Source organism: Nostocoides sp. F2B08 (assembly GCF_009184895.1).
In the GTDB taxonomy this organism is placed as follows: Bacteria; Actinomycetota; Actinomycetes; order Actinomycetales; family Dermatophilaceae; genus F2B08.
Genome location: NZ_WESE01000007.1, coordinates 15321 through 27427, shown reverse-complemented (window position 1 = coordinate 27427; position 12107 = coordinate 15321). Strand labels below are relative to the sequence as shown.

General features: G+C 64.4%; 8 protein-coding genes. 1 reads left to right on the top strand and 7 read right to left on the bottom strand.

Annotated features, from left to right (window positions below):
* Positions 1-36 precede the first annotated feature (36 nt).
* Positions 37-876, top strand: a complete 840-nt coding sequence (locus tag GA707_RS14890; RefSeq protein WP_226963827.1) for an HNH endonuclease — start codon at positions 37-39, stop codon at positions 874-876.
* Positions 877-884: 8 nt separating this feature from the next.
* Here the strand turns inward: GA707_RS14890 and GA707_RS14885 are convergent, their stop codons facing one another.
* From GA707_RS14885 to GA707_RS14855, 7 genes are all read right to left on the bottom strand, one after another.
* Positions 885-1868, bottom strand: coding sequence for a DNA cytosine methyltransferase (locus tag GA707_RS14885; protein WP_152179239.1), 984 nt, complete (start codon positions 1866-1868; stop codon positions 885-887).
* A gap of 148 nt (positions 1869-2016) precedes the next feature.
* Positions 2017-3930, bottom strand: coding sequence for a DUF1998 domain-containing protein (drmB, locus tag GA707_RS14880; RefSeq protein WP_152179238.1), 1914 nt, complete (start codon positions 3928-3930; stop codon positions 2017-2019).
* Positions 3927-7427, bottom strand: a complete 3501-nt coding sequence (locus GA707_RS14875) for a helicase-related protein (protein ID WP_152179237.1) — start codon at positions 7425-7427, stop codon at positions 3927-3929. Before GA707_RS14875 ends, drmB begins: the two co-directional genes overlap by 4 nt.
* Positions 7424-9127, bottom strand: a complete 1704-nt coding sequence (locus GA707_RS14870) for a nuclease-related domain-containing DEAD/DEAH box helicase (RefSeq protein ID WP_152179402.1) — start codon at positions 9125-9127, stop codon at positions 7424-7426. The genes GA707_RS14875 and GA707_RS14870 overlap by 4 nt, the downstream gene beginning before the upstream one ends.
* Entirely contained in the window at positions 9124-10641 is a 1518-nt protein-coding gene (locus GA707_RS14865) for a hypothetical protein (protein WP_193315359.1), read from the bottom strand. Before GA707_RS14865 ends, GA707_RS14870 begins: the two co-directional genes overlap by 4 nt.
* Positions 10638-11639: a hypothetical protein gene (locus GA707_RS21355; RefSeq protein WP_226963826.1), complete on the bottom strand. Its 1002-nt coding sequence runs from the start codon at positions 11637-11639 to the stop codon at positions 10638-10640. The genes GA707_RS14865 and GA707_RS21355 overlap by 4 nt, the downstream gene beginning before the upstream one ends.
* 78 nt (positions 11640-11717) lie before the next feature.
* On the bottom strand, positions 11718-12050 hold the full coding sequence (locus GA707_RS14855; RefSeq protein WP_152179236.1) for a sulfate permease: 333 nt from the start codon (positions 12048-12050) through the stop codon (positions 11718-11720).
* Between the last annotated feature and the right edge of the window lie 57 nt (positions 12051-12107).

Here is a 12107-nt window from a genome sequence, read left to right as displayed (position 1 = left end):
AAAGGGCGTCGAGACCCGCCGGCTACGTTTGAAATCGTGTCAGAGGAGCGGCCGCTTCCCGAGCCGGATAGCGAGGAGCTGTTCAGCTTGCTCGGGCCGTCTGCGCTGCGCACGCTCTACGGCTGGCTGTACCGGCGCCGTGGTGACAATGCGCCCACCATGGCTGAGGTCCGCCTGTTCATGGCGGACGCTCTCGGTGAGCCCCAAGAGCACATTGACCGGCGGCTGCGCGAGCTCCGGCGCTACTTCGACATCCCGTCCGTACCCACGCCACCTGGCAACCCGCGATATCCGCTCCGGGGCTGGGCAGCCAACGCGCCGGACTCGCAGAACCTAGCGATCTCTTCTCGTGTCCGTGCACAGGTCTTGGCGCCGCAGCGGTGCTTCCAGTGTGGCAAGACCCCGAAGGAAGACCGCGTGAAGCTCGTCGTCGACCACAAGGTGCCGCAGTCGTGGGGCGGCGGTAACGAGCAGGAGAACCTGCAGCCCTTGTGCGAGGAATGCAACGCGGGAAAGCGCGACTACTTCCAGACGTACGACGTGCATGCCGAGAGTATCCGAGCCGCGATCAACTACGCGGAACCACAACGTCGGATCGGCGAACTGTTAAGGGCGTTCGACGGCGATTGGGTGCGCACCGATCTCCTTGGCATCGTCGCAAGCGCGCAGGAGTTCCAGGAGGACTGGCAGCGTCGGCTACGCGACCTCCGCTTCCTTGGCTGGGAGATCGAGTACCAGCGGCGACACTACGAAGGTGCCCGTGTCTGGACGTACTACCGGGTCAAGAAGTGGAGACCGTGGCCGGCCAGTATCCGCGATGCCATCACGGCTGAGGAGAGGCGTCGGCGGAGCCGCGAGCGACCAAGCGGCGCGTAATCGAAGTGTCAGCTGACTGCCCGGAGATTGGTGTTCCGGCTGGCAGCTTGTGCGGCTTCGATGGCCTTCTTGATCTGCTCCCCGATCGCCTTGGCGACGGGTGGCGGGAAGGCATTTCCGATCTGGCGGTAGGCAGCCGTCTTACGACCTGAGAACTTCCAACCCGCCGGAAAGCCCTGGATCTTCGCAACCATCTCGAGCGTCAACTTGGGCGTGTGGTCAACCGCGTCATCGTCAGAGGGCGCTGCTGCAGCGATCGAGCGACCGTCGACGCCAAGCCGCAGCCATGCTGCGCGCGCTCGGGTCGGGCCGAGGTCAGGGCCACCATGCTTGCGCGACCCGCCGACCAGCGTTGGAGCAATGGCGTCTGCCTTCTCGACCCACGCATCGATACCGGGCCAGCCGTTGGCGCCCATCAGGTCGCGCAGCGTTTCGCCAACGGTGGGCGGGGTCTTCTCGGCGTGGGGCCATTGGAAGTGCTCGTAGGCGTCGGGCTGCAAGGCGACCAGGATGAAGCGGGGACGCAGCTGCGGGACACCCATCTCGCTGGAGTTGAGGACCTGCCAGTCCCACTTGTAGCCGAGTTCCTCCAAGCGGTCGGTGATCTGCTTGCGGTAGTCCTTGAAGCGGGCGGTCGCCAAACCTTTGACGTTCTCCAACATGACGGCCTTGGGCTTCATCTCCTCGATGAGGCGAAGGGCTTGCGGGAAGAGGTCTCGTTCGTCGTCGGCGCCAAGCTGCTTTCCAGCGATAGAGAAAGGCGGGCAAGGCACGCCACCGGCGAACAGGTCGATCGTGCCCTCCAGTTCGGCACCGTCGAGGTGGTGGACGTCGACCTCGCGGACGTCCCACTCGGGGCGGTTCAATCGGAGCGTCTCACAGGCGTCTGGATCAATCTCGACGGCGAGTGCATGCTCAAAGCCAGCCAACTCCAGGCCGAGCGACTGGCCCCCTGCTCCAGCGCAGATCTCAACGCACGTGAACGTACCCATGTCACTCCTTCGTTCAAACAAATGTTTGATTTGGTCGGAGTCTGCCATGCTTCGCCGACAGTTTGCAACCGCCGTTCACCACGGTATCCGCGAGCGCCCGCCGGACCGCGTTGCCACGCGGGAGAACCGCCCTCTTTCCCTGGCGCTGTCAGAGGGCGAGGCCCGAGAAGTAGCCCAGTGTTGGGTCGCTGAACGTCCCGACAACCAGTCCCCGGTCGAGGAAGCGGTTGAACTCCTCACAACTGGTTTCGGGGAGCAGCGCGCAGCCGTGACAGGCAGCAAGGTTGCAGGAGTCCGGTCCCTGTCCCTTCTCGCCGGCATCCATGCAGACCGGGTCCGTCGAGCACCAACGGGCGTCGGAGATCGCGGACGCGAACACCGACCGCAGGTTGTCAGGTCGGGCCATGCGCACCAAGCCGCCCATCGTCCCTTCGGAGTCGCCGGCTGCAGTGTAGATCAGGAGGCCCGCCATCTCACGTCCAGCATTGGTTGAAACATATAGCCGCTCACGGAGCGAGGCGGAACTGTAGCCGCAAGCGAACACCAGCTCGTTGATGAGCAGGTGACCCAGGCTATGCAGCAGCACGAAGCGTGGCGTGAGGGTGCGGTCCTGGAGGCCTCGTTGCGAGGCGACCCGCCCGTAGTGGTCGGTGATCTTCTGGGCGCGAGCGTGGACTTCGGCGCGAGCTTCCCACGCTGCCAGGCGTGCAGGATCGAGCTCGAAGTAGATGCCCTCGCCCTTCACGACGTAAGCGGGTAGCCAGTCTTGTACGGGCGGGAGCGGCTCGCGGCGCAGAAGGGCCTTGCCGACGCTGAGCTTCAATGCGTCGTCCCGGACGCGGGTGAAGCCACGTAGTGCTCTGGTCTCGCGGAGGACGTCAACCGAGCGCACTCGTTCCAGGTGGGGATTGAGATCGGCGTGGATGCCCGGATTGGTAGCGGTCAGGTAGTCATCCTTCGGGGTTTCCCGGATGTGCTGGAACTCCGGGTAGCGCCACTCGTCGTCGCCGGTGAGGAGTTCGGCATCGGACTCCTCACCCGATTCAGGTTCCTCTTCTCCGACACCGAGTAGGTCGCGGTAACCGGCAATGAGCTCGTCGTCGGAGATGGGACCGAAGAGCTCCGGGGGAACGTTCTTGAGTAGCTGCGCGCGCAACATCTCGACCTCAAGCCCTCCCCCGAAGATGCTGTGCAACGTTCGCATGGTGGTGCTGACTGCTGGATGGCGCATCAGGTCGTGCATCTCGGCGCTGACCGCGCCTTCATTGCGAGGCAGATAGATGGAGGACTCAACCTTCGGGAAATAGACGTTGCCCGCGGCGCGCAATGCTCCGCGCATGGGCTGTCCGCAGGCTCCGTCGAGCTTGGCGAGCCACGGACGCGCCCCGGTACAGAGGTAGGGGTCGTCGGGTGAGGACAGTTGGTCGCTGAGGTTTGTGTGCTCTTCGCCGTTGACAAAGCGGGCCTCGGTGATGCCCCGCAACGTCCGGTCCTTCTGGCAGCCGTCGCAGACGACACGTTGGCCTTCAAGTCCACCGCCGCCGAGCGACTTTAGGCGCAGCGTTCCTTTGCAGGTGGGGCGCTGGGCCCGGTGTACCCACTTGTCGAACGGGAAGTCATCAAGGTGACCGGCGGCACAGACGGCCACGAATGGCACCTGCGACATGCGCGGCTTGTACTTCCAGTCGGCGTGCTTCTTGTCCTTGCAGGCCACCGCCTGTTGCATGGTGAGAGTGGAGAGTTCAAGGCGCTTGCAGAACATGCAGAAGCACCAGCGCGGGAACCGCAGAACCGGCACTGTGAGCTTAACGTTGCGGTTGTCGTTGCCTTGCCCCTGGTAGCGGTAGTCCGGGGGCAGGCGGAACTCCGAGACCCTCAGGCGGGCCTCCAGTCGCCAGTCGTGCTCCTGGTACTCCTCCAAAGCGAGGCTGCTTGCGTCGTCAGTGTCGTACCAGTGATCCAGCCCTGCCGTGATGACTGAGGTGCCATTGACGAGGACGCTCATCGCGCCCACACCGAAGGGAGTGACGAGTTGGGCTCGCCTTATTGCTCCGGTGCTCATAGTCCGTCCTCCACTTCAGCATCGGCGTGGGCATAGGCCAGCGAGATCGCCAGCCGACACTCGGCATCGACGTTGCGCATGCTGGTGGGTACATCCCAGATGGTGGCTTTGCTGTCGAGATCCGGCAGCGTGCCAGCGAAGCGCATAAGGCCCTGCTTGGGGTCACCCCACGGAGCCGGGTTGGCCTCCCAGATGGTGCGTTCCCAGCCATCCCACTGTCGGGCGCGCTTGTCGGCCATGCGCTCCAGGACGGGTACTTCGCCGGCGTCGGCGATGAGGGCACGTTCGCGGAGCAGCTCGATGGCTGCGTCGTACTCGATCGACGGGAACGGGTATGGCGGCAGGTCTTCCGGTGCGGTTTGCCGGACGTATGCCACAGCGGCGGCGTGCAATGCGCGTCGGAGCACCGGGGTAGCGAAGGGTGTTACGGAGGTGGGTTCTACCTGGGCGTACAACTGCTGGTGATAGGTCAAGAACCGCTCGTAGTGGCTGCGGTCACGCGGCTTGGCCGCGCCGTAGATGGTGATCACCAGGCCCGGGCTGACGTCGGCGCGACGGCCGACGCGACCAGATACCTGGATGTACTGTGCCGTGGTCTTGGGCTGGCCAACGATGGTCATCAGTCCGAGGCGATCGATGTCGACACCGACCTCGATGATGTTCGAGGCGAGGCAGATATCGATGGCCTCCTGACGTTCCTGTGCTGGGACATAGCGGGCTTGGAGTTGCTCGATGGCCTTGGGGATCTCATCCGACCGCCGGCGGGAGGTGAGCTCCATCGTGCGGTTTGGCCAGCGCGGCTCGATGCCGTCTCGGCGCACCAGCCCGGTCAGGTAGTCAGGAACGTCGGACTCCAGCAGTGAGACGGTGTTGCCGAGCTCGCGCAGTGAGTTGAGGAAGTTGAGATTCGTCCAGTAGCCGTCGCGGTCCGATTCGGGCACCATTGTCGCCGCCTGCAGGGTCGCAGCGGCCACGCGGGTCTGGACGGTTTGCATCGAACCGAGAGAGGCGCTCATGACTCCGAGATAGCGGCGTCCCGGCTCAAGCGAACCGTCTGCTAGCCGCGCCGGCTCAGCGAAGAATGAGCGGCCTTCCTCCAAGCCGTGTGGCGGGAACAGCGCGACTTCTTCACGGCCGAAGAGTCCCTTGATCTGGTCCTCATAGCGGCGGATGGTTGCCGTGGAGGCGATGACCTTCGGTGGGATCGGCTCCTTGCCTCGTCGGTCGGTGCACAGCTCGTCGATCACTGGCTCGTACAGGCCGACCATCGAACCGAGCGGGCCCGAGATCAGGTGCAACTCGTCTTGGACAATCAGACCGGGCGGAGAAACTACCCGCTCGCCACGCTCGTCGAGGCCGAAGAGGTTCCGGGCTTGGGGACGCCAGGCCATCATGGCGAACTTGTCGACGGTACCGATAACGATCGAGGGACGCACTTCGTAGATGTCCTCGTCGACGACATGCACCGGCAGGCCGGAGCGCCGCGAGTAGCGGCACTGGGAGTCGACGCAGCGCAGCACGACCCGGTCGCGCCCCACTTGCTCGTACCCGATGACATCCTGGCCACCTCTGCCCTTGGGCTTGGTGCCCATCTGCGCTCCGCACCAGGGACAGCGCAAGAGCAAGAAGAGGTTCTGCTCATGCGGGTTGCGCCGCAGGCGTGCGAGGACGTCGACGGCCTTCCGCCAGCTATTGGGGGTCGAGGAGCCACCCAGCCAGATCCCGATACCGAACGGTGAGGCACCAAGCACATCGGTGTGGTCGTCACGGATTGCCTCAAGCACACAGACCAGCGAGGCGGCACGCAGGAACTGCTGGGCAGTCAGCAGCCGCAGCGTGTAGCGCATCAGGGTGTCGGTGCCCGCGTCGTCGGGATTGCGCAGCCGGCGTGCGAGCAGACTGATCGCGCACGCGCCGAGGTACGCCTCGGTCTTGCCGCCACCAGTCGGGAAGAAGATCAAATCGACCAGGGAGCGGGTCTTTCGAGAGGGATCGACCAACTCGGGAAGGCTGGCGAGAATGAAGGCGATCTGGAAGGGACGCCAAGTGCCCCTGCCCGCCGGGATGACCGGTGCAGGATGGGTCCCGTTGACGCGCAGGACATCGTCCTTGCCTCGCTCGACCTCACGCAGTGGGAAATTGGAACGCACTTGTTGGTAGAGCATGGCTTCGTTGGCCCATCGGAAGGCTTGCTGAGCTGTTTGATGCGAGCCGACCAACTGCCAGCCGGTTTTCATGCGGTCGAGCGCCCCTTCCGCGAGCGCCATGTGGCGGCGAGCTGCGTCCTGGAAGCGCTGAGGCAGGTCGTCGATCTCTTGCTTGCGAGTATCGATCCAGTCGCCGTAGAGACGCAGCACGGTTTCAACCTGTGCTTGCCCTTCGGCGGTCCAGTCAGCCAGCTCCTTCATGCTCACGGTGACCGCTTGGCGCTGACCCTCCGAGTCGAGGCGGTAGCGCCCGTTCTCGTCAGTGAGGTAGATGTTCGGGGTGAGGCTGACGACCTCGTAGGCCGGCAGTGCCACGGCGCGTACCAGCGGGACAGGTGATCCGGCACCGCCTTCCCACTCGGCAGCGCAGCCGTGCCCGATGGCGTAGGTACGCTTGTTGCGGTACAGCAGGTCGATCGACTGCTCTTCATCGTCACGGTCAGGCAGCTCGACTTCGGGGTACGGCTCGATGACGAGGCCGCCAGCGGTTGCGACGGTGAAGCCCATCTGGAACAAGGCGCTGCTCGGCCCGGTTCCCATCACCTGATTGACCACCGCCACCGTCACCAGGCGCAGCCCCGGGTCGTCGACTCCTGGTACCGGGCGGCTGAAGACACGGGTCGTCGGTGAGATTCCAGGTGGGTCGCCCTCTGCCGTGGTCTCGACGATCTTGAGCCGATACGTCTCGTCTCTAAGGACAGTTCCGGGCACCGATCCGGTGAGCGTGAAGGGCCGTCGACGCCACCAATCGACCGCCTTAGAGACCCCCGGGATGTGGACGCTGATCCTCTCGTAGTGGGCGCCGGTCACGGTGACTGCGAGTGAGCCCACGTCCGAGACGCGGCACTGGAACGAGATCGCCATCGCCGAGGGCTTAAAGCTGTTGGCGTCGGTGAGATCGAAGTCGTCGGAGTCGGCCTCGTCGTGCCGCAGCGAGCCCCGTATCTCAACGGGCGGTCCGTCAGGGTCCTCCTCATTACGGGCAACGCCCGGTATGCCAGTCAGGTCGACATCCCCATCGCCTGACTCCCCGATAGCCGTGCCACCGCTCGCGGCGCCGCTATAGAGCACTCCGATGCCGTAGCGCGTGAGCGGCGTCCCGATGGTGAGGATCTCTTGCATCGTGGGGCCGTCGTGAAACCGTCCTCGGCTCTCTTCGGCCGTAGCGAATGTGAGCGTGCCACTCGAACAGTCGACCGGCTTCCCGGAAGGCTCCTCCGAACCGAGGGGGCCGAACAGTTCGCGCCGGAGTTCGGCTTCAACGATGGCACGGGCCTCGAGTCCGCTCATGTGGTGCCTCCTACGGCGCGACGGAGTGTGCTGGCTTCGATGAGGGCGATAAGGCGGTCGGTAGCACGGGTGAGTCCTACGTAGAGCAACGCATCGAAGTTATCCGTGGTGGTGGCCGCATCGAGGTCGGTCACCACGACAGCAGGCGCTTCGAGTCCCTTGAAGGCATGGATGGTCGAGTACTGAACCTGACCGGGACGGGCGGTGAGGCCATCGGCGGGCTTCAAGATCTGCCGGAGCCATGGGTCGCTCGTGCTGGCTGCGGTAGACGCGTCTCGCAGAGGACTCAAGACGACGATCTCGCTGAGTTCATAGCCGTCGTCTTTGAGCCCGCGGATCGCCGTGGTGAGGAGCGCCGACTGGTCCTGCCCCGCCTGGTATTGGCGGAAGACAGGGTCGATGCCGTCGTCTTGTCGTCGGAATTGCTGGTAGCCAGGCTGCAGATGACTGAGCAGATTCACTTGGTACCCGATGCGCGGCAAGTTGCGGCAGTTTTGCATCAGCTTGTAGGTCGACATGTAGGGAGCGCGTGACCGCAGCCGGTCGCGGCCGGTCTCGTTATCGAAAATCGCCTGTCGTTCGAAGTCACCGAAGAGGAGCAGACGCCCTTCCCTTAGCCCACCGGTGACCAAGAGGTCGAGGACGTCGAGGTGCGTGTCGGTGGCGACGTCTTGTATCTCATCGATGATGAGGAAGTCGGAGACCAGCGAGCTGCCGCCGTCGAGGAGTGTCTCCATCGCCCGCTCGGGCAACTCGTCAGCCCAGAACGTGGGTCCGGCCCCCTCCGGGACCCGGTCGATCCCTGCCAGGCGCAGCAGCTCTTGGTGGAACGTGCTGACCCTGAGCCCGTTAAGGCCCGCCAGATCGTTGGCGAGTCGTTTGCCGAGGAAGCGGTTGAAGCAGAGCAGCCGGCCCTCGTTACCGGTGGCGATTTCGCGGCGGGCGGACTCCATCGCGAGGAAGGTCTTGCCCGACCCCGCTGGTCCCGTAAACAGGACTGCGTGGTTGTCCGAAGCGGCATCGAGCGCCTGGAACTGCTCTTCAATGAAGTTGACCAGCTGAGACTCGCGGGCACGCCGACGATCACCGGCGACTGTGACCAGCTCGAACTTGGGGCGGAGCAGGTTGGCGATCCGCTTAGCGGTCTCGCTGTCCGGTCCGACACCGCCGTACGAGAAGTACTTGATCTTGTCGTCAAGGTGCGTTGTGCCTGCCGCGAGCGTGCGCAGGATCGCCGCAGGTGCGGACTTCACGTCTTCGGAGTCAATGACCTGCCAGTCGTGCCACTCGGGGTTCGCGGGCAGCATGGTGCGAGCGCGCACGCCGGTGAACCAAACGGCCGAGAGCATCGGGATAGAGCGCAGGTCGACGTGTTTCCTCTCCAAGTAGGAGCGCAGGCTGTGCATGGCCTCATTGGCCTGCCGGAACGGTCCATGCGCTGTGGGCGCGTCGTTGCCGAGTTTCCACGTGCCGTCCGACCGCCGGTCTATCGATCGATGGGATTTGACCTCGATGACAAGGATGCCGGTGTCCGGAACCAGGACGACGAAGTCCGCCTCGCCTTCGACCTGGCGGACGTGGTCAGCAATCCCCAGCGAATGGAGTACCACCCACTCCTCGGTGCCCTCACCGTCGCGCAGCGCGGCATATACAGCCTTCTCTCCCGGCGGGGCGTCGTCCGGGCAATAGGCAGGCATCATTCGAGCCACTGCCCACTCCGATCTTCAAACGGAACCCTTGCATCGTGCCGCGACACGATCTCGGAGTATGGCGCAATCCCAAGCACGCGGGTTGCGAGGATGCCTCGGAAGCCTGCAGTCTTCACGTCCAGGCTGAGGTGGCCAGTCGTCTCCAGCTCCGTCAGGTCGGCAGCCGAAACAGCGGCTTCGAGCTGCTTCCCGATCTCCGCGCTCACCTGATAGAGCATCTTGCGTAGCAGCGTGGCGTAGCCAAATGTCGGCTGGATCGGGATGTCGAGCCATTGCAGCAACGCTTCAAAGTCATGGTCGCTGTTGGGACGAATCAGGCTGGGGTTCGTCCACGCTCGTGCCCGATCGGCGGTCTTGACGCCAGCCGCGCGCAGTTCCTTCACCACTCTCCGGTAACCAAGGAGTTCCAGACGGTCAGACAAGCCGCGTTTCCAGGAGAGCTGTGCGGCGTCGACAGTGCCCCCGCGCTGGCCGAGTTTCGCGAGGGCGGCGTGGTAGAGCGCACCGCGTTCGGTCGCGCCTTGGCGGAGCAGCAGATAGGTGCCGGCCCGGACGGCGGCGACTTCGGTATACGTGACGCGCTCACCGACGGGCTGCTCGGGGTCAAGCGAGCGGATGCGTTCGCCGTCATCGAGCCACATCGCCAAGTTGCCGCTGAGGAGCACCTTGCGGGCTTCGACCTCCTCGGAACTAGGTTCGCGGTCATCCGAGGAGCGGGTGCCCCACAACGGCTGCGGAAGGTAGACGTCCTCGTCCTCTGCCTCTTCGGGGATATCGAGGACAGGTTCCGAGGTGTCACCTTCGGCGAACAACTTGGCCTCGACCCGAATCGCTCCTTCGGCATAGGCGGCGATGGCGGAGCGGGGCACGCTGCGGTCGCCGAACCATGCCGGGAGGAGGAAGCTGATTCCACTCGTCACCGGCGCTGTGACGAGTGACGAACGGTAGAAGCGCGGCGGTCCAACGACGTACGCCTGATCGCGCTCCGGCTGGTCGCGCTCGAGTTCGCCAGCTGTGAGGACGAGGATGCCGTGATCCTTCAACCAGAGTTCGAGGGAAGCTTGAGCAGGTTTGCTGGCAGCGATAACGACGCACTCGCAGATACCCGCCTCGAGGCAGTCTCGGAGTAGCACTGCACCCACGAGCGGGTCGGTTTCGGCGACAGCGAGTGCTGAGGCAGCGAGCTCGTCGAGGAGTGGCTGATCTGCAACGGCTCCCCGCAGCCGACGCGCTTGCCGACCAACCTCCCCGGCGAGCTGGACAAGGCCGGGGTTGAATTCGATGGGCTGCGGTTGGGTGATAAGCCGCCATCGCAGCGCCTTAGACGCCCCGATCAAGTCATCCCAGAGCCCTGGGCCGTCATCGCGTAGTGCGACCACGAGGCGGCGTACCGCTGCGTTGAAGCGCGCACCGGAAGGATCGCCGACTGCGGTGATCTGCACGCCGGCACGCGCCACGGCGGCCGAGGCCGCATACCGCTGATTGAGCGAATCGATCCGGCTCAAAGCGGCACCGTGAAGGCAAGTGCCTCGATCCCAGCGGGCGGGTACCAGCCGAGATCCTCCTTGAGGGAGATGGGTTCGCCCCGCGAGTTCCGCAACTGCACCGCAATTTCGGCGGCGGTCTCGTCTGCGACTGAGCGGTCCAGAATGCAGATGACGATGGGAGCCTCCACTTCCGCCACGTACTTGATCGCGCCCGAACCATCGAGAATGACGCAGCGAATGTCGCTGGGAAGCGGCAGGTGATCGGCGAAGCGAGCTGCGGCGTAGAGCCGGGTGTACCAGGTGGCGCAGTTCTTGTTTGCCGGGAGAAGCAGGTCAGCAAGCGAGCCGCCCAGACCAGCAACTAACCGAGCTCGCTGGTCTACCCCGAGCTTGCTGAGCTCGGCGTTGATCGGATCAGGTACGACTGTCTCACCTTCCCGAGTCAGGTAGGCACCCAAGTCTTCGAAGAGCCACTTGAGCGTCCCGATGATCGCTAGATCGGCCTGGGGAGCCGCTAGCCGGGCCTCCCAGGTCTCGCTAAGGCGCGCGATCTGCGCAACGACCCCCGGCCTGGGGATCGGCTGGCGGATCGCCTTGTCGAGTTCCTCGTCAATCACAGCGGCGGCGTGGATACCTGTTGCCAGCCACTGCGACCCAAACAGTCGGATCCGCGGAATCTTGTTGGCCTCGTCGACGGCGCGGAAGTGGTCGGCTATGACTTCTGTATGGGTGACCACCCGGACTGGAGTGCCGGGCTCAAGCTGGCGCAGGACGTCGAGGGGTTCGTTGGGGGCGGGCGCTGCGCTGTTCATGATCCAGCCCATGCCGGTGAGCGCAGCGGCAAAGTCTCGCTGAGGAACCGAGAGCACGACGACCAGCTGGCGGCCGGTGTCTAGTTTCGCGATGTACCGAGCGGTACGACCACCAAGTGCCACGAGTGGGCCAATCCAGGGTGCGGCGACCGCAGGCGTGCAGGCATCCTCGGTAAGGGCGAGCGTGACCGCAGATGCACTCATCGGCGCCCCTTCCCCGTGGTGTACTCACTGCCGCGTCGTTCGAAAGTAAGACTAAGGGAACGGTCCGGACAGAAAGGATCAGTGCGCCGCGATCTGCTCCTCGTATCGACGCCGACCGATGGCGTTGCGGAGCATTGCCGGGAGGCTGAACACCCCAATCCATGCGAACTTCATGGCATTCCAGGAGAACAAGAACACGAGCACATTGAGCCAGCCAAGGTCGGGTCGGGTAGCTCCTTGGATGGCGAGCGCGGTCAGGCCGAGGTACGCGGGTGTGGCGATGACGGCGATGGGGAGGGCCCACTTGAGGCCGCGTGGAGTGCGGAGCCAGGCGATTGCGCGGTTGGTGGGCATGTAGCGCTGCATGAAGCCGTAGAGTGCGGCGCTGAGGATGAGACATAGTGTCAGCATCAGTTGTCCCTTCGTTGCGGAGTCGGTCCTGCTCTACGCCGCCGGCACGACCAGACG

Coding starts and splice junctions, on each gene's coding strand:
- drmB (WP_152179238.1), bottom strand. CDS start 3,930: ATGAGCACCGGAGCAATAAGGCGAGCCCAACTCGTCACTCCCTTCGGT.
- GA707_RS14875 (WP_152179237.1), bottom strand. CDS start 7,427: ATGAGCGGACTCGAGGCCCGTGCCATCGTTGAAGCCGAACTCCGGCGC.
- GA707_RS14885 (WP_152179239.1), bottom strand. CDS start 1,868: ATGGGTACGTTCACGTGCGTTGAGATCTGCGCTGGAGCAGGGGGCCAG.
- GA707_RS14855 (WP_152179236.1), bottom strand. CDS start 12,050: ATGCTGACACTATGTCTCATCCTCAGCGCCGCACTCTACGGCTTCATG.
- GA707_RS14870 (WP_152179402.1), bottom strand. CDS start 9,127: ATGATGCCTGCCTATTGCCCGGACGACGCCCCGCCGGGAGAGAAGGCT.
- GA707_RS21355 (WP_226963826.1), bottom strand. CDS start 11,639: ATGAGTGCATCTGCGGTCACGCTCGCCCTTACCGAGGATGCCTGCACG.